Origin of the sequence: Nitrosovibrio sp. Nv6 (assembly GCF_900110495.1) — a bacterium.
Taxonomy (GTDB): domain Bacteria; phylum Pseudomonadota; class Gammaproteobacteria; order Burkholderiales; family Nitrosomonadaceae; genus Nitrosospira.
On record NZ_FODX01000010.1, the window covers coordinates 32,271 to 47,055 of the forward strand.

23 protein-coding genes are annotated in these 14,785 nt (G+C 53.6%); 13 read left to right on the forward strand and 10 right to left on the reverse strand.

The window, feature by feature from the left end:
- Nucleotides 1–13: 13 nt before the first annotated feature.
- Nucleotides 14–556, forward strand: coding sequence for a conjugative transfer signal peptidase TraF (gene traF / locus BMX66_RS14580; protein ID WP_255398981.1), 543 nt, complete (start codon nucleotides 14–16; stop codon nucleotides 554–556).
- Between the two features lie 173 nt (nucleotides 557–729).
- On the opposite strand, the gene BMX66_RS15735 is transcribed toward traF, so the two are convergent.
- Nucleotides 730–1,293 carry a DVUA0089 family protein gene (locus BMX66_RS15735; protein ID WP_090883493.1) on the reverse strand — a complete coding sequence of 188 codons (564 nt, stop codon included), beginning with the start codon at nucleotides 1,291–1,293 and terminating at the stop codon, nucleotides 730–732.
- A 226-nt stretch (nucleotides 1,294–1,519) separates the two neighbouring features.
- Between BMX66_RS15735 and BMX66_RS14590 the strand changes: the two genes are divergently transcribed.
- The gene (locus BMX66_RS14590) at nucleotides 1,520–2,083 is read left to right on the forward strand and encodes an antitoxin PaaA2 family protein (protein WP_255398982.1); all 564 of its coding nucleotides are present in this window, start codon (nucleotides 1,520–1,522) and stop codon (nucleotides 2,081–2,083) included.
- A gap of 20 nt (nucleotides 2,084–2,103) precedes the next feature.
- Entirely contained in the window at nucleotides 2,104–2,412 is a 309-nt protein-coding gene (locus tag BMX66_RS14595) for a type II toxin-antitoxin system RelE/ParE family toxin (RefSeq protein ID WP_090883498.1), read from the forward strand.
- Nucleotides 2,413–2,563: 151 nt separating this feature from the next.
- On the opposite strand, the gene BMX66_RS14600 is transcribed toward BMX66_RS14595, so the two are convergent.
- Complete coding sequence (locus BMX66_RS14600) at nucleotides 2,564–2,842, reverse strand: hypothetical protein (RefSeq protein ID WP_090883500.1); 279 nt, start codon at nucleotides 2,840–2,842, stop codon at nucleotides 2,564–2,566.
- A 12-nt stretch (nucleotides 2,843–2,854) separates the two neighbouring features.
- Between BMX66_RS14600 and BMX66_RS14605 the strand changes: the two genes are divergently transcribed.
- Entirely contained in the window at nucleotides 2,855–3,358 is a 504-nt protein-coding gene (locus BMX66_RS14605; RefSeq protein ID WP_090883502.1) for a thermonuclease family protein, read from the forward strand.
- Nucleotides 3,359–3,373: 15 nt separating this feature from the next.
- On the opposite strand, the gene BMX66_RS14610 is transcribed toward BMX66_RS14605, so the two are convergent.
- Nucleotides 3,374–3,709 carry a hypothetical protein gene (locus BMX66_RS14610; protein WP_090883504.1) on the reverse strand — a complete coding sequence of 112 codons (336 nt, stop codon included), beginning with the start codon at nucleotides 3,707–3,709 and terminating at the stop codon, nucleotides 3,374–3,376.
- A 434-nt stretch (nucleotides 3,710–4,143) separates the two neighbouring features.
- Here BMX66_RS14610 and BMX66_RS14620 point away from each other — a divergent pair, with 434 nt between their 5' ends.
- A complete protein-coding gene (locus BMX66_RS14620) occupies nucleotides 4,144–4,323 on the forward strand; it encodes a hypothetical protein (RefSeq protein WP_143058252.1) in 180 nt (59 codons plus the stop codon).
- A 63-nt stretch (nucleotides 4,324–4,386) separates the two neighbouring features.
- On the opposite strand, the gene BMX66_RS15740 is transcribed toward BMX66_RS14620, so the two are convergent.
- On the reverse strand, nucleotides 4,387–4,539 hold the full coding sequence (locus BMX66_RS15740) for a hypothetical protein (RefSeq protein ID WP_158593431.1): 153 nt from the start codon (nucleotides 4,537–4,539) through the stop codon (nucleotides 4,387–4,389).
- A gap of 332 nt (nucleotides 4,540–4,871) precedes the next feature.
- Here BMX66_RS15740 and BMX66_RS14625 point away from each other — a divergent pair, with 332 nt between their 5' ends.
- Together BMX66_RS14625 and BMX66_RS14630 are read left to right on the forward strand one after the other, a co-directional pair.
- Nucleotides 4,872–5,204, forward strand: a complete 333-nt coding sequence (locus tag BMX66_RS14625) for a type I restriction endonuclease subunit M (RefSeq protein ID WP_090883509.1) — start codon at nucleotides 4,872–4,874, stop codon at nucleotides 5,202–5,204.
- 67 nt (nucleotides 5,205–5,271) lie between these two features.
- The gene (locus BMX66_RS14630; RefSeq protein ID WP_255398983.1) at nucleotides 5,272–7,173 is read left to right on the forward strand and encodes a ParB/RepB/Spo0J family partition protein; all 1,902 of its coding nucleotides are present in this window, start codon (nucleotides 5,272–5,274) and stop codon (nucleotides 7,171–7,173) included.
- A 92-nt stretch (nucleotides 7,174–7,265) separates the two neighbouring features.
- On the opposite strand, the gene BMX66_RS14635 is transcribed toward BMX66_RS14630, so the two are convergent.
- The 3 genes from BMX66_RS14635 to BMX66_RS14645 are packed head-to-tail and all read right to left on the reverse strand — an operon-like array spanning nucleotide 7,266 to nucleotide 8,351.
- A complete protein-coding gene (locus tag BMX66_RS14635; RefSeq protein WP_090883513.1) occupies nucleotides 7,266–7,601 on the reverse strand; it encodes a helix-turn-helix domain-containing protein in 336 nt (111 codons plus the stop codon).
- A complete protein-coding gene (locus BMX66_RS14640) occupies nucleotides 7,582–7,962 on the reverse strand; it encodes a type II toxin-antitoxin system RelE/ParE family toxin (RefSeq protein WP_090883515.1) in 381 nt (126 codons plus the stop codon). The genes BMX66_RS14635 and BMX66_RS14640 overlap by 20 nt, the downstream gene beginning before the upstream one ends.
- 50 nt (nucleotides 7,963–8,012) lie before the next feature.
- Complete coding sequence (locus BMX66_RS14645) at nucleotides 8,013–8,351, reverse strand: hypothetical protein (protein WP_147432052.1); 339 nt, start codon at nucleotides 8,349–8,351, stop codon at nucleotides 8,013–8,015.
- Between the two features lie 80 nt (nucleotides 8,352–8,431).
- Between BMX66_RS14645 and BMX66_RS14650 the strand changes: the two genes are divergently transcribed.
- Nucleotides 8,432–9,334, forward strand: coding sequence for an ArdC family protein (locus tag BMX66_RS14650; RefSeq protein WP_090883519.1), 903 nt, complete (start codon nucleotides 8,432–8,434; stop codon nucleotides 9,332–9,334).
- 92 nt (nucleotides 9,335–9,426) lie between these two features.
- On the opposite strand, the gene BMX66_RS14655 is transcribed toward BMX66_RS14650, so the two are convergent.
- From BMX66_RS14655 to BMX66_RS14665, 3 genes are all read right to left on the reverse strand, one after another.
- Nucleotides 9,427–9,705: an HU family DNA-binding protein gene (locus tag BMX66_RS14655; RefSeq protein ID WP_090883560.1), complete on the reverse strand. Its 279-nt coding sequence runs from the start codon at nucleotides 9,703–9,705 to the stop codon at nucleotides 9,427–9,429.
- A gap of 97 nt (nucleotides 9,706–9,802) precedes the next feature.
- Nucleotides 9,803–11,191: a Y-family DNA polymerase gene (locus BMX66_RS14660; RefSeq protein WP_255398985.1), complete on the reverse strand. Its 1,389-nt coding sequence runs from the start codon at nucleotides 11,189–11,191 to the stop codon at nucleotides 9,803–9,805.
- On the reverse strand, nucleotides 11,119–11,583 hold the full coding sequence (locus BMX66_RS14665) for a LexA family protein (protein ID WP_090883562.1): 465 nt from the start codon (nucleotides 11,581–11,583) through the stop codon (nucleotides 11,119–11,121). The genes BMX66_RS14660 and BMX66_RS14665 overlap by 73 nt, the downstream gene beginning before the upstream one ends.
- 57 nt (nucleotides 11,584–11,640) lie before the next feature.
- Here BMX66_RS14665 and BMX66_RS15850 point away from each other — a divergent pair, with 57 nt between their 5' ends.
- The 5 genes from BMX66_RS15850 to BMX66_RS14685 all read left to right on the forward strand — a co-directional run bounded on the left by BMX66_RS15850 (nucleotide 11,641) and on the right by BMX66_RS14685 (nucleotide 14,622).
- The gene (locus tag BMX66_RS15850; RefSeq protein ID WP_143058254.1) at nucleotides 11,641–11,760 is read left to right on the forward strand and encodes an SOS response-associated peptidase; all 120 of its coding nucleotides are present in this window, start codon (nucleotides 11,641–11,643) and stop codon (nucleotides 11,758–11,760) included.
- A 28-nt stretch (nucleotides 11,761–11,788) separates the two neighbouring features.
- Nucleotides 11,789–13,150, forward strand: coding sequence for a tetratricopeptide repeat protein (locus tag BMX66_RS14670; protein ID WP_199679337.1), 1,362 nt, complete (start codon nucleotides 11,789–11,791; stop codon nucleotides 13,148–13,150).
- Between the two features lie 391 nt (nucleotides 13,151–13,541).
- Nucleotides 13,542–14,123 (forward strand): recombinase family protein, encoded by a 582-nt coding sequence (locus BMX66_RS14675; protein ID WP_090883523.1) that lies wholly within the window; start codon nucleotides 13,542–13,544, stop codon nucleotides 14,121–14,123.
- Nucleotides 14,120–14,329, forward strand: coding sequence for an addiction module protein (locus tag BMX66_RS14680; protein ID WP_090883525.1), 210 nt, complete (start codon nucleotides 14,120–14,122; stop codon nucleotides 14,327–14,329). The genes BMX66_RS14675 and BMX66_RS14680 overlap by 4 nt, the downstream gene beginning before the upstream one ends.
- A complete protein-coding gene (locus BMX66_RS14685) occupies nucleotides 14,326–14,622 on the forward strand; it encodes a type II toxin-antitoxin system RelE/ParE family toxin (protein ID WP_158593432.1) in 297 nt (98 codons plus the stop codon). The genes BMX66_RS14680 and BMX66_RS14685 overlap by 4 nt, the downstream gene beginning before the upstream one ends.
- Nucleotides 14,623–14,785: the final 163 nt, after the last annotated feature.

Below are 14,785 nucleotides of genomic sequence, written 5' to 3' on the forward strand. Positions count from 1 at the left end.
CGAGCGCTCTATCGTGCAACCGATTCAATCAATGTTGGACCGTATTGGCCGCTTCACCGCCATAAGCGGGGTGAGCATATTGGTGCTGGGGTTCCTTTGTTATGCGGCAGGCGCAAGAATCAACACCACTCGAAGCATTCCAATTGGACTTTACTGGATAACCGATGCGCCAGTAACGAAAGGAGCGTACGTGATCTTCTGTCCCCCTAGATTGGCCCTCTTTGACGAGGCAAAGGCGCGGGGCTACATTACAGCCGGGTTTTGTCCTGGCGAGTACGGTTTGATGATGAAGCAGGTGGTGGCAACAGAACATGACACGGTTGTAGTAGCGGAGAGCGGCATTACCATCAACAAGGTACTACAGCCTTCCAGTACACCATTGAGAACGGATAAAGCGGGACGAGTTATGCCGCGCTATCAATCCGGCAGCTACACCTTGCAGAATTCGGAATTGCTGCTTCTGTCGGGCAGTCGCACATCGTTTGATAGCCGTTATTTTGGACCGGTTCAGTTATCTCAGATTAAGGGTGTGATCCGCCCGGTTTTTACTTGGTGATATCTATAAAAACGACTTCACCATGCACTCACCGATTTGGCATCCATGAGATTAAATGGCCATCGATATCCAATAACAGAAGCAAGGGTTACGCTGTGCAATTGCTAAGTAGCGAAACGAACTTTCTTGCGAAAGCGTTCCGCCATTTCTTAAATGCCTGTGGTTGCCGAATGTTATACCCGTCTGAAGCGGGTCATGAAGCCGATAAGACCAAGGCCCGCAAGCAGCAGGGCGTACGTTTCCGGTTCCGGAATAGGGTTGATGTAAGAAGTGCCAAGGGAAGCACTCTCGACATTCAGCACGTCCAGTGCCCAATGTGAATCCAGGCCGGCAAAATTAGTCCGAGTACTGCCATCGAAACCGTCAGCCAATGCGCCGACTGGGAAGCTGGAGAATTGCGTTACGGTCGCAGTGTAGCTGCCAGTGGAGAGATTCCTCATCAGAAATGAATCAAGACCGAGATGGTCGTCATTGAAACCTATGAGCGCTCCTGTAGACCCATCGAAGAGTGAAACGATGGGATCAAACCCGCCTCGCTCAATTACTGTCCCCTGGGCATTTGTTCCTCCCGCATAAGACCAAGTGCGCAAGGTGACGTCCGCGGCTGCTTCTGCCACGGTGAAATTGAATTCCTGCACTTCATTTTCATGGTTAAACCCACCGGCAAATGAAAAATCGGCTGCGTTTGCGCTTCCTGCGGTCAAGCTGATAGCAATAATTGCTCCAAAAGTTTTCATGCTAGCCTCCTAAAGAATACAGTTACGAAAAAACCGGTGAAAAGCCCGGGTTACGTCAACCTCTGTATTTCCCTCCTGCTCCCGATTTGAAGCAAGACTTGTTCCGTATCTTTACTCACTGTATTTGAAGGGAATTTGTTAGCCTTGACGAGGAAAGTGTAAGGTATGCCGACACATGGGCCGATCAAGAAGGTGAGGATGGGATGACGGATCAAGATATCGCGGTTTGAGGTGCTATTCCTCGCTCTACTGTCCCCTCGGGTTCGGGCACTTGCATGTAATCAATAAAACATACACAATGTTTATTGATTACAGTTCAACAAAAGGAGCAGACATGCAGAGCATGACTCTTGAACAGCTTCGCGCGGCCAGCAATGCAGGCGGCGTGGCGGGCGTCACCCTGAAGGGGCAGGGCGGGGCGTTCTTCGTCCAGATCGCCACACGCAGCGGCGCCGATGCGGTGCTGGCGAAAGCCCGTAGCAGTGAAGCGCGCCGCTTCGGCAATCCGGCCGCCGCCTTGAACGTGCTGCGCGACGTTGGCATTACCATTGGCCAGTTTGACGCGAGCGAGTGGAACCCGGCCGAGAAGGAATCCACTCCAAGGACAAGCGGCCGGGCGGACGCATTGCGCAAGGCGCACCAGGCCGCCGCCTATTCCGAGTGGCTGGCCACAGAGATTCAGGAGGCCATCGATGACCGCCGGCCGAACCTCTCGCATGATGAAGTCATGGCCGAGATGGACGCGGACATTGCTGCGGCGGCCAAGCCGCCCAAGAGGGCGCGTGCATGAAGAAGCTGGCCGACTGATCCGTGGGGAAGGGAAAGACCCCCTACCGCATCGAGTGGCGGCCGAAGGCCCGCGAGGATTTGCGCGCAATCGTGGCCTACATCGGCCGGGACAATCCGAACGCAGCACTCAGCTTCGGCCAGGAGCTGCGAGACAGGACCAAGCCGCTTGCACAACACCCGGCGCTTGGCCGCACCGGGCGACCCGGCCTACCGCACTTTGTGCGCGAGCTGGTGGTGCATCGGAACTACATCATTTTTTACCATGTGCTGGCCGAGGGCCGCATTGTGGAGATTTTGCGAGTGAAGCACGCGGCGCAACGAGCGCCGTGAAGGCATCGCATTAAAGCCAACGCCGAGAGGCTCAACCACTCACAAAATTACTGGAAAACCCTGTGGATAATTCAGGTAAGTGACTTGCCTGCCGGTACATTCTCTACCTGGTCAGTATTGAGGCGCAAAATTCCCCGTGAGCCGGGATGAATTAATGTCTGGTTTCTTCTAATCCGCTAATGATATTGCCGAGTACGCCGACAAGATTTTCCATGCCTTGAACAAGCAGCTTCAATTGCTCATCGCTTGGTTCCGCGGCATCGATCATGGCCAAGGTTTCATCCAGCGGTATATCGCCATGCTTTATCTGATAGTGGGCGACATTCAGGGCGAGCAGCCGCGCACCTTCCGCAACCTGTTCCTTTGTAGCGCGCTCCACCAGCGTGTCGGCGAGCTTGTAGTATTGTTCAAATGTCGCAAGATCAGCCATAAGGTTCCTGTAATGAAAATACCGCGACTGGCGCAGGCCTCAAGATTCGCAGCCCTAGCTTTACTGGGCCTGTACGTTTCCCTGGCCCAGGCGGAGATATTAGTCGGGCGCGTCGTTAAAATAGCCGATGGCGACACCCTGACAGTGCTGGATGCGACAAAACAGCAGCACAGGATAAGGCTAACAGGTATTGATGCTCCCGAGAGAAGGCAGGCGTTCGGCACTGTGTCAAAACAGCATCTGGCGGAGCTGGCCTTTGGCCGGGAAGTGACAGTGCAGTGGGATAAGCGCGACCGTTATCAGCGTATCCTGGGAAAAGTGCTGGTCGACGGGGTGGATGCAAACCTTGAGCAGGTGAGGGCAGGGCTGGCATGGCATTACAAGCACTATGCCAAGGGTCAGCAGTCGGCCGACCGTATTCTATATGCCGAGGCGGAAGAGGCTGCGAGTCGTAACGGGGTTGGGTTGTGGCGCGACCCGGCGCCCATTCCTCCCTGGGATTTTCGGCGCAAGTGAAAGGGTTAAATGTTCCTACCACTCGCAGATAAAGTGTGCGAGATCGCTCTTGCTGGAGCCAGGAACAAGTTCAAACCATTCGGTTGGCCTTATCTTTATGTTTTGTGCTGTACCTTCGCCGTAGCCAATCTCGCGCATCTGGCGAGTCTTGCAGTTTGTCTCGGTTCTTGTGAAGCCCACTGAGTCAAGGCCGACTCGTTTATGCAGGACCCGAACAATATTCCCCGACTTCTTTGATTCCAGCAGATAGTACTTTCCCTTATCGCCCTGCACGCTTCGAGGTATCGGTGTTTCGCTTTGCGCATATGCAATGGATGCTGCCGCCATCAACACAACTAGCAGTCTTTTCATGAGGAGCAATTGGAGCACATGGGTCTATTCATGGCTTCAATTCTAAGGTCTATAGCTGAACAAGCAATTGGACTTAAGTACGATGCTGCCTGAGATGAGTAACCGGAGAACATGTGATTGTGCCGCGCGGCCCTTGAATTGCTTTTTGAGGATAATTCCGATTCCCCGTTTTGCTTGTACCTGGTAGCGGAACAGTGCGATCGTCTGTTGCCAGATACGGATCAAGGGGGAGGGTTTGATATTGCCGTGTGGATGCGGGAGGGGGAAAAATTGCGTCTGTCGGGGAAGTACCGGCGGGTTTCTAAAATCCCATATATGAAACCTTGGAAAGTGCATTAATTCATGAAGCTAACTGAAAGTATAATAATCGATACATTTGGCGAGAATAGGTATGGATGCCTCCGGGGGACCTCAAAACGATGACTGACGACGACATGGCTCGACTTCTTCGACTGGGGATGGATAATGATGGCACAGCTTTTGTAAGCTCGATGATGCTGTTGATACTCATAATTGGAGTGATACATGTGTTCTTCTTCACGGAAGACGGTTTGATGATGTGGCCAGTGGTGGTGATCCTTATGAGTCTCGGCGGATATCTCTTGTTGACCTGATTCCCTTCCATTAACTCTTTGGCAAATCCGCCGCCATGCTGTCCGCCGGGCGGGCTCTATGCGCTATGCGCACCGCGCCTTCAGTCCCGGCCATCCGGTTACGATCCCTTTTGCAAACCCCTCATAAAGATTTTCGCATCCGCGAAAATTCCACGTATCCCGCTCCTTGCTGTCACAGGCCGCGCCAGCCGCTGCGCGGTTCGCCTTGCCTGTCATGGCCTCTGATCCTCAAGCGTTGCTTGCGGCCGCAGCTCACTTGAATTCCAATCCCTGACGGCCCGGGCCTGCAAATCCCCACATGAATCCCCCCACAAGCGCCCCCCAGTCCTTAAGCGAGGGGGACTTGTGGGGGGATAAACATTCATGCGGGGACAGATACATCGGCCCTGCATTTGCCCGTCATCCAACCCCACCCATTCCCAACCCTTGCCCGTGAGGGCACGGGCTATCCCCACTCCCGTCGCCCCAGGGCGAGGCGAGGAGAGTCCGAGCGAGAGGATCTGTTTTTGATTCTCGAACCTTGAACTTTCACTTTTTGGGAGATTGCCATGTATTACACGCCAGCTTATGCCGCACCAACTTCTAACGAAGAAATTGTGTTTCCACTTGGCCGGTTTGTAGCAACACCGGGCGCAATAGCCGAGGTGAGTTTGCCGCAGATGCTTCATTGCTTACGCCGACACATGCAGGGCGATTGGGGCTGTGTGTGTGCGGAAGATGTTGAAGTCAACAATGCGGCCGTGAGGGCAGGGGAGCGCATCCTGTCGGCTTATCCCATTGACGAGAACAAGCCATCCAAGGGTTACGGTGAAAACACATTCTGGATTATCACGGAAGCAGACCGCAGCGTGACCACGTTCCTTTTGCCCGACGAGTATTAACACCATGCCGGTGCATCGCACCGGCTCTTTCCCTTTATTATTCATTATTACCACAGGAAAAATCACCATGGAAACCATTGAAACCACCATCACGCGCATAGCTGTCACGAATCTCGTTAAATCTCCCCTGAATGTCCGCAAGAAAGTGGGCAGCGGTATAGCCGAACTTGCCGCCCTGATCGCCGCGCAAGGACTGATACACAATCTGGTTGTCACCGAGCAAAAGAAAAAGGGCAAAAAAACCGGCAAGTATGAAGTCGTCGCTGGTGGCAGGCGGCTGGCTGCGCTCAATCTGCTGGTGGCCGATGGGCGCCTGATCAAAGAGCATGAAGTCGATTGCCGCTTAATAGGGCAGGAAGAAGCACTGGAATTGAGCCTAGCAGAGAACAGCGGACGCGAAGCCATGCATCCGGCCGATCTCATCATGGCCTACCGCAACCTGACGGATGCCGGACTTTCCCCCGACGAGATTGCCCCGCGCTTTGGCGTATCCCCTCTGACCGTCAAGCGCTACCTGAAACTGACCAACGTTTCACCAGTTATCTTCAAGTTGTATGCCGAGGACAAAATGAACTTCGAGCAGATAGCCGCGCTGGCGCTGACCGAGGATCACGAGTTGCAGGAGCGTATCTGGAACAATACGCCGGAATGGCAGCGCAATGGCACGACCTTCCGGCGGCTCATTACCGAAACCGAAATAGAGATTCGCACCAGTCCACTGGCCAAGTTCATTGGAGTGGCGGAATACGAGGCAGCGGGAGGACTGATACGGCGCGACCTGTTTGGAGCCGAAGATGAAGGCTTCATGCAGGACGCTGAATTGCTGGAATCGCTAGCACTGGAAAAGCTCAATCAGGCGGTTGAAGCCATCAAAAGCGAAGGCCACGCATGGGTGCAAAGCCATACCACGTTCGACTACTCGGACATGGCCGAATTCGTGCGGGTGCGGACCGTCAGGCGGGAACCGACCGCCGAGGAACAGGCCGCAATGGATGCGCTGGAAGCGGAAATGAAAACCATCGAGGCGGACTTTGAGAATTACGACGAGGATGCGGACGAAACGGGAGAATTCTATGCCGCGATTGAGAAAAAGTACGATGACATACAGGGAAAGATGGAGGTGTTGAGCCAGTCATTGGAAGAGCCTCTTGCCGACGATACTGCCATTGCCGGTGCCGTTGTCACCGTTGACCGTAGCGGCGCATTGCGCATCGAGCGTGGCTTAATCCGCAAGGAGGACATGAAGAAGCTGCCGAAAGAGCAGGGAGCGGGAACAGGACTGGCAGGAACCGGCAAAAGTGAGGAACCGAAGCCGTTACACTCAGAAAAACTCACGCGCATGCTGACCGCGCACCGCACCGCAGCCATACAGGCAGCAATGGCAGACAGGCCGGAGGTGGCGCTGACAGCACTCGTACACCGGCTGGCCTTGCAGGTTTTCTCGAACGGATACGTGTCGAACCGGCTGGTGCAGGTCAACATCGAGCGCCCCTATCTCAAGCCGGACGCAGAGAACATCGAACAGAGCCGCGCAGCTATCGCAATCGAGGACAAGTACAGGGAATGGAAAGAACGCATCGAAGCGGCGGGGCAGGGTGGCAAGAACCTGTTTGGGTGGCTATTGGAACAAGACCTAGCAGACTTGCACGATCTGCTGGCTTTGTGCGTGGCAGCCTCAATCAATACCGTTTCCAGTCGTGAGAACGCCCCATCGGATGACGTGGCAGCACTCATGACCGCCTTGAATCTGGACATGGCCGACTGGTGGGAACCCACGCCGGAGAACTACCTCTCTCACTTGTCCAAAGACCGAATTATTGAAGTGGTGGGAGAAGCGGTTTTCCCTCAAATAGCGCAGACCATGACGAAGATGAAAAAGGGTGAACTGGTCGAGTCCGCGAACACGAGATTATCCGGCTTGCGCTGGTTGCCGGATAATCTCACGGTGAAGCCAAACCCTGAAATCTAATGTCAGGAAAACTGCAAATCCTATTTTAGGGTTTGCAGTTCCGAACACATAGAAATGCTTCGGCGTGCAGCCAGCAGCAGTACACTCCGTTCTTAAGCAACAGCTAGCGTCAAGTGCCCGACCGGCTCGGTGGTTGGTTTCACCTTGATTTCTATGTCGTAACCCAGGCGGTTCAAACAGTCCATTAGCTTACGCTCGGACAAATTAGTGAAGTCACCCCGCAGTAGCGCTGATATCTTCGGCTGCGGAATACCCATGCGGCGGCTGGCCTCTTCTTGCGTCAGGCCGAGCTTGCGCACCGCTCGGGTGATTTCGATCACCAGGCCAGACTTGATTTTGAGTTTTTCGGCACCTTGTAAGCCCAAATCGGCAAAGACGTTGCCAGAGCTGGTTTCAACCTCGATGCCTTCAACGATTCGTTTTGTCATATCGTAGCTCCTTTGCAAGCGCCTCGGCCACTTTCAGCCTAGCGCGAATAATGTCCATATCCTCTTTCGGCGTGGTGATTCCGCTCTTGCTCTTCTTCTGGAAGCAGTGCAAGACGAACACGGCTTCCTCAAACTTCACTGTGTAAACGGCGCGATAAGTACCGCCTGCATCGTCTTCGACCACCTCCAGAACGCCACCGCCGCCGAAACCCTTGAGCACTTTAGCCGCGTCGTGTCGACCACTACGCTGCGCGAAGTCCAGGGCATGACCGAAAAACTTACGCACGTTGATCGAAAGCGCCATCAAATCTTTTTTACTGCTCCCAATCCAGACGAGTGGTTTTTCTTCTTTGCCGGTCATAAATATATTATACCTGAACTGGTATAGAGGGAGTAATCATAATGCAGTCCTCACAAAAGATTTTCGCCTCCGCGAAAATTTCTCCCATCCCGTTTGCCGCTGTCACAGGCCACGCCAGCCGCCTGACGGCGGTGTGCTTCACCTGTCATGCCCTGTGTGATCCGCAAGCCCTGCTTGCGGCCGCAGCGCGCTTGAACCCCAACCCCTGACGCACAGGCCGAAAGCCCGGCCCGCACGAATCCCCCCAGCAAGCGCCCCCCATCCCTTTGTGAGGGGGACTTGTGGGGGGATAAACATTCATGCGGGACCGGAACATCGGCCTGCATTGGCTCGCCTTTTAACCCCGCCCATTCCCAACCCTTGCCCGTGAGGGCAAGGGCTATCCCCACCACCGCCGCCCCAAGGCGGCCCGAGGAGAGTCCGAGCGAGAGGATCTGTTTTTAATCATCAATCGCGAGGAACCTGAAACATGAAAACCAATACCAGCCCAAACAAGGATTTGTATGCCCAAGTCACCGATTCGATCATTGCCGTGATGGAGAGCGGCAAGACCAGTCATCTTACTTGGGCGCAAAGCGGTGACAGTTTGCCGCGTAATCACCAGACCGGTACAGCGTATCAAGGCGTAAATGTGCTTTTGTTGTGGGCCGAAGCCATGAGCCGTGGCTATACAAGCGCCCGCTGGCTGACCTACAGACAAGCCGCAGAGATGGGTGGTCAAGTTCGCAAAGGTGAAAAAAGTGTTACATGCATTTTTTTCAAGACGCTTGAACGCGAGTCGGAGAACGAGGGTGACAACACCGAGAAAGCCGATTCGATCCGCTTGATAAAACCGTTCTGGTTGTTCAACCTTGATCAGATAGACGGCATTGAAAAGCCACAGGCAGCCGAGCCGCGTAATGAATTTCAGCAGATTGATGCAGCCGAGAAGGTATTAATTCATTCTGGCGCCGTTATCCATGAAGCAGGCGAAAATGCGTTTTACCGTCCCTCGACTGATGAAATTTACCTGCCGGAACGCACCCGTTTTGCCTCCGAGATTGAGTTTTACAGTGTGGCCCTGCATGAGCTGACGCACTGGACGGGAGCCCAGCACCGTCTGGCGCGTGACTTTGCCAAGCGCTTCGGTACAGAAGCACGCGCTTTCGAGGAATTGATAGCCGAGCTTGGCAGTGCTTTCCTGAATGCAGAATTGGGCTTTTCCGCAGCCACGATCCCGAACCATGCCGGGTATATCGAATCATGGTTGAAGGTGCTGAAGAACGACAAGCGCGCCATCTTCACCGCCGCCAGCCAAGCAAGCCAAGCGCACCGCTACATCATGGACTTAGTGGATGGGGTGGAGGGAACACGCGAGCAGAAGGTGGCATAAGGCAAACACTCATTGAGACCGCAGCTGCGGTCTCAATGGAAAGCCCAGGAAATGCATTTTCGCATATGCGAAAACATCTCCCCATTCCTCCTTTATCCGTTGTTGACCGTGGCCTTGAGTGTGGCACCCGGCTTGAATGCCGGAACCCTTGCGGCGGCAATTTTAAGTTCTTCACCTGTTTTGGGATTGCGGCCGGTGCGCGCGGCACGGTCGCGCATCTCGAAGGTTCCGAAACCGATCAGTGAGATGGAATCGCCTTTTTTCAGGGCATCCGCAATGATTTCGGTCAATGCCGTTACGGCACGGCCGGCATCGGCTTTGGTGGAGCCGGTTTTCGCGGCCATTGCATCAACGAGTTCGTTTTTGTTCATGGGTTTTTTTTCTCTTTTTAAGGTTAGTGGTTTCTGGATCTGCTGCATTTTGTTTTTCTGTCGCGAAGGGCAGGGGAGTAGCCTACCTATTCGGTTATCAGCAGGCATGCGCCACTGGCACATCGCTCCACCGGGTAGTGTAGCAGGGCGACATATTTTCCCGGCGCATGGCCCAGGATTTTACGGCTGACGAGGCAAATACAGATACAGTATGGCGCCCATAGCGCCGGTTCAGGGCATCCATTGTCTTCATCAGCCCTTCCGATCGTTGCCCCGCGCCATGCTCCAGCAACAAGGAACCCTGCGCCGTTTGTGCATCGCTTATCCCCATCAACATTACGCCGGCCTTCTTGTAGGCATAGCCCGGCTGGTAGATCTTCTTCAATCCGAACAGGGCGGCGCGCACTAGGAGGCGGGTATCCGCGCTGGCATTGGGCAGGGGAATAACGATACTGTTGCTGTACTGCGGATCTTGTTCGCGGAATGGATTGGTATGGATGAATACATGGATGGCGCTGCATGTCCCATCCTGGGCACGCAGCTTCTCCGCAGCATGGCTTACATGACTTGCCACCGCCTCATTCAAGTCGGGCAGGGCATGCAACAACTGGCCAAAGGAGCGGGAAGAGACAATCTGTTTCTTGGGTGGGGCAATCTCTTCCAGGTCTAAGCAGGAGATGCCGCGCAGCTCGTTGCCGGTGCGCTCCATCACCACGCCAAAGCGTGAGCGCAGCCAGGTTAAAGGCGCATCGCGCAGATCCTTCACCGTCTGGATTCCGGCTGTTTGCAAGTGTGCATCGATGCGGCGGCCTACGCCCCATACCTCGCCGACCTCGATGCCGGCCAGTAACGCGTCTATTTCTGCTTGCGGCATGGCGGCAAGATCGCACACGCCGTTAAACCGGGGATTTTTCTTGGCAATGTGGTTGGCGAGCTTCGCCAGGGTTTTCGATGAGCCGATGCCGACGCATACAGGCAAGCCGGTCCACTGCAATACACGCTGGCGCATGGACTGCCCCATACTGGCAAAAGACCGCCACAGGTTGCCCAGGCCGTTCAAACCGAGAAAACTTTCGTCGATGGAATACACTTCCACATTGGGGCTGTAGTCGCGCAAGATCGACACCGCGCGGCTGGACATGTCCGCGTAGAGCGCATAGTTGGAAGAGAGCGCAACGATGCCGTGCTGCCTGGCCAATTCCTTCATCTGGAACCAGGGCGCCCCCATCTTTATCCCCAACGCCTTGACTTCATTGGACCTGGCCACCGCACAGCCGTCATTGTTGGAGAGCACGACTACCGGACGGTTTTCGAGGGTCGGATTGAAAACACGCTCGCAACTGACGTAAAAATTATTGACGTCCACCAGCGCGAAAATCTGCTGGCTCGCAGTTGCGCCGGATGCCGGCATGGCTATACGGCAAAGCGCGATACCGCGCCGGTCACGACACCCCACACCCGTAATTCGTCGTGTTCCTGAAAGCATATCGGCGCATAGGCGGGATTTTCCGCGTGCAGCTCGATCACGCCGTTCAAGCGGTACAGCCGTTTGACCGTATATTCGTTATTGATGATGGCCAGCACGATATGCCCGTGCCTGGGTTCGATGGAACGGTCCACTACAAGCAGGTCGCCATCATGAATGTTGGCGCCGGTCATGGAGTCGCCGATCACCCGGAAAAAGAAGGTCGCGGTCTTGTTGCGCACCAGGTACGTATTTAGGTCGAGCGCGGATTCCGCGTATTCGTCTGCCGGAGAAGGAAAACCCGCCGGGATGCGCTGCAATAGCAAGGGCAAACGATATAACGGAGCGGAGAGCGCAGCCTGCCGCAGATAGGGCAGGAGAGTCTCATTGCCAAGAGGGAGAATGTTTGCCATGGAATGCGTCCTGATGCAATATGAAAAACTATAACCTGTCTTGAAAGGATAGACGATATGTGCGGACGCTACGGACTGAATCATCCTCATCCAGTGTTGACGGACTGGTACCGCGCTTCATTCATGCCGGAACTGAAGCCCCACTACAATATCGCGCCGACGATGGATGTAAGATAATTTATAGGGTTCTGGAAGTTGCCGAAAAATGGATGGTTTATCTGAAACATTAAAAGCTGTTTGGGATTGGCTGTCTGCCGACCGTATGGAAAAACTTAAGTTTATCGGCGGCGGATTGGTTGCTCTAATAACCGCCTTGTGGGGATTTTATAAGCATTTTTCGAAGAAAAAAGAAAATCGCGAGGTATCGACATCCGATGGGGGTGGTAAAAATAATTTTATTTTCGGCATTACGCTTGAACAATATGAAGCTGGCCTCAGAAGGAAGGAACTAGAAGTCCGCAGTGAATTGCGACAAGCCAGCGTGGCGGACAAGGAAGCCATTGCATTGCTCGAAAAAAAGCTTGCCTACATCCAAAGTGAGTTGATGAACCCCGAAAGCGCCTTAGCGGACCATAAAGCCAAACTCGCTGAAGCCTCCAGGGCTTTTGATAACTTCAATCGTGAGATTCTTTCGGAGCAAATCAAGCCAGCACAAGATGCCTTAACTAAAGGCGACACTGCTTACGCTGAAAAACTCTTCATTCAGATTCGCAGGCAGGGAATGGGAAATGCAGCCGAAGCGGCTTATCAACTGGGGCAATTGGCAATTAGCCGTATTGATTACGAAAGCGCTAACCGCCATTATCGACAAGCAGCAAACTTACAACCCGATAATCCCCTTTACCTCAACGCGGCTGGTTTAATTGCACACACTATGGGCCATTACGCTCGGGCAGAGCCACTCTTTCACCAAGCGCTCGCGATACGGGAAAAAACTCTCGGCCCCGATCATCCCGACGTAGCAAGTAGCCTACACAACCTTGCAGAACTGTACCGTGCCCAGGGCCAATATGAAAAGGCTGAGCCACTCTTCCAGCGAGCACTGGCAGCACGGGAGAAAGCCTTCGGCCACGACCATCCTCATGTGGCTACCAGTCTCAACAATCTCGCGGCATTGTACCGAGTAAAAGGCGATTACGAGAAGGCTGAAACCCTTTTATGCCAAGCGCTGGCTATACGGAAAAAAGCTCTCGGACCCAATCATCCCCACGTGGCTACCAGCCTCAACAACCTTGCCTTGCTGTATAGCGCACGGGGTCAGCATGAAAAGGCCGAACCGTTCTTCCATCAAGCACTCGCGATAAGGGAAAAAACTCTCGGCCCTAATCATCCCCATGTGGCGAACAGTTTGAACAATCTCGCGTTGTTGTATGACGCGCAGGGCCGGCAGGGAAAGGCTGAATCACTCTTCCACAGAGCGCTAGCGATACGGAAAAAAGCTCTCGGCCCCGACCATCCCGACGTGGCTGAGAGTTTCCAGAACCTTGGGAAAGCGTATCAGGCACAAGGCAAAAATGAGGAAGCCCAAGCGCTAGAACTTTCTGTGAAAGCGAATTTGGCACCTTAGATAAATACGCTCAATTCAAAGCCTGTTGAATTCCCCTGTCTATGTGAACAAGCCGGGACAGATTTAACGAACCTGAAGTAGGCACCGGCTTAGATTCGATGAGAATAGTAATAGGGACCATTCCGTTTCTCAAGACGTTTTTCTCAGGGGGTAGAGAACAAATAAACTGTCGGGGACTTTTCCCACTTAGCCTCATGGCGGAAGGGCTCCTGGAACGGCTTCCTTTTGCTACAAAGGCTATGAATGATAAAGGACCGTTTATTGGAAGGAGTAAGGGGTAAAGGGGATTCTTGTCGGTTTAGTCCTGAAGAGCATCCAAAAACTGTATCTTGAAACAGTTTCTCCAAAAAGCTAACATGGAGACGAGTTTTTAGAGAAGAAAAAGGCAAAAATGAAAATTGGTTATGCACGGGTCAGTACTCAGGATCAAGATTTAGCTTTGCAGATCGACGCCCTGACTAAAGAGGGCTGCGAGAAAATCTTTCAGGAAAAAGCTTCCGGCGCGCAGCGGGACAGGCCGGAGCTTAAGGCCGCGCTGTCGTACATGCGCGAAGGGGATATTCTGATAGTCTGGAAGCTTGATCGCCTTGCCCGGTCCATGAAGCAACTGATTGAAACGGTCGAGGATTTTGAAAGGCGGGGGATTGGGTTGAAATCATTGCAGGACCCGGTTGACACCAGCTCAGCAAGCGGAAAACTGGTCTTTCATATTTTTGCCGCGCTGGCCGAGTTTGAACGGGGGGTTATCCGGGACCGAACTAATGCAGGCTTGAAGTCGGCGCGGGAACGGGGCCGTATCGGCGGAAGGCCGCGGTTGTTATCTAATAGAGATTTACAGGTTGCGAAAGCCCTATTGAAGGACCCAGCGATAACGGTAGCAGAGGTTGCGAAGCGTCTTGGTGTTTCCATATCAACTCTCTACAATCACCTGCCTGCTGCTCGTGCAGAAAGTTTGGAGGAGGCCGCATCATGAAGATGCTCACAAAAGAAGATGTAAAGGCCCTTACAGCGGATCAGAAGCTTGAGCTGATGGACCTGCTATCGGAAAGCCTTGAAGAAGACCATATCCCGGTGTCTCCAGAGGTAAGGGATGAAGTGGAATCCCGTCTGAAGACGTACGATGAAGACAAGAAAACCGCGCTGCCGTGGAGGGACGCGTTGCGTCGGCTTGCGCCTTGATCGTTACCCTTCAGGCGTTCAATGATGTGGCGCAAGCAAGAGACTGGTACGAAAAGCAGCGACCGGGATTAGGGGCTGATTTCGTCTCCAAGGTTGAGGAAGCTTTGGAAATGATTGAAAGCAATCCCATGCTCTACCCGGCATTAGTCAAAGATGCGCGGCGAGCAAATATGAAGAGATTCCCCTATGGGATATGGTTCAAGGTAGAGAAGGAGCCCGTCGTCATTGCCTGTCTGCACCATCGCAGAAATCCGGCTTTGATAAAAGGCCGCGCGCCTTCACCTGTCTTCTAATCAGAAGGCCCCGCGGATAGTCCGACGTTTAAGGTCACGTATTGAAGCTAGCTGTTTTCTTTTTTTTTAGGGATTAGAGGTTTAGGTGGAAGCGTGAATTAATAGACACGCCAGTAAGCTGGCTTACGCCGCAGTCTCACTAAATGGATCTTTTCAATAAATT

What these genes read in the sequence shown, in the direction of transcription:
- BMX66_RS15735 (WP_090883493.1), bottom strand. Translation starts at nt 1,293, where the DNA reads ATGAAAACTTTTGGAGCAATTATTGCTATCAGCTTGACCGCAGGAAGC.
- BMX66_RS14600 (WP_090883500.1), bottom strand. Translation starts at nt 2,842, where the DNA reads ATGGCTGATCTTGCGACATTTGAACAATACTACAAGCTCGCCGACACG.
- BMX66_RS14605 (WP_090883502.1), top strand. Translation starts at nt 2,855, where the DNA reads ATGAAAATACCGCGACTGGCGCAGGCCTCAAGATTCGCAGCCCTAGCT.
- BMX66_RS14610 (WP_090883504.1), bottom strand. Translation starts at nt 3,709, where the DNA reads ATGAAAAGACTGCTAGTTGTGTTGATGGCGGCAGCATCCATTGCATAT.
- BMX66_RS14620 (WP_143058252.1), top strand. Translation starts at nt 4,144, where the DNA reads ATGGCTCGACTTCTTCGACTGGGGATGGATAATGATGGCACAGCTTTT.
- BMX66_RS15740 (WP_158593431.1), bottom strand. Translation starts at nt 4,539, where the DNA reads ATGACAGGCAAGGCGAACCGCGCAGCGGCTGGCGCGGCCTGTGACAGC.
- BMX66_RS14625 (WP_090883509.1), top strand. Translation starts at nt 4,872, where the DNA reads ATGTATTACACGCCAGCTTATGCCGCACCAACTTCTAACGAAGAAATT.
- BMX66_RS14630 (WP_255398983.1), top strand. Translation starts at nt 5,272, where the DNA reads ATGGAAACCATTGAAACCACCATCACGCGCATAGCTGTCACGAATCTC.
- BMX66_RS14635 (WP_090883513.1), bottom strand. Translation starts at nt 7,601, where the DNA reads ATGACAAAACGAATCGTTGAAGGCATCGAGGTTGAAACCAGCTCTGGC.
- BMX66_RS14640 (WP_090883515.1), bottom strand. Translation starts at nt 7,962, where the DNA reads ATGACCGGCAAAGAAGAAAAACCACTCGTCTGGATTGGGAGCAGTAAA.
- BMX66_RS14650 (WP_090883519.1), top strand. Translation starts at nt 8,432, where the DNA reads ATGAAAACCAATACCAGCCCAAACAAGGATTTGTATGCCCAAGTCACC.
- BMX66_RS14655 (WP_090883560.1), bottom strand. Translation starts at nt 9,705, where the DNA reads ATGAACAAAAACGAACTCGTTGATGCAATGGCCGCGAAAACCGGCTCC.
- BMX66_RS14660 (WP_255398985.1), bottom strand. Translation starts at nt 11,191, where the DNA reads ATGCTTTCAGGAACACGACGAATTACGGGTGTGGGGTGTCGTGACCGG.
- BMX66_RS14665 (WP_090883562.1), bottom strand. Translation starts at nt 11,583, where the DNA reads ATGGCAAACATTCTCCCTCTTGGCAATGAGACTCTCCTGCCCTATCTG.
- BMX66_RS15850 (WP_143058254.1), top strand. Translation starts at nt 11,641, where the DNA reads ATGTGCGGACGCTACGGACTGAATCATCCTCATCCAGTGTTGACGGAC.
- BMX66_RS14670 (WP_199679337.1), top strand. Translation starts at nt 11,789, where the DNA reads ATGGATGGTTTATCTGAAACATTAAAAGCTGTTTGGGATTGGCTGTCT.
- BMX66_RS14675 (WP_090883523.1), top strand. Translation starts at nt 13,542, where the DNA reads ATGAAAATTGGTTATGCACGGGTCAGTACTCAGGATCAAGATTTAGCT.
- BMX66_RS14680 (WP_090883525.1), top strand. Translation starts at nt 14,120, where the DNA reads ATGAAGATGCTCACAAAAGAAGATGTAAAGGCCCTTACAGCGGATCAG.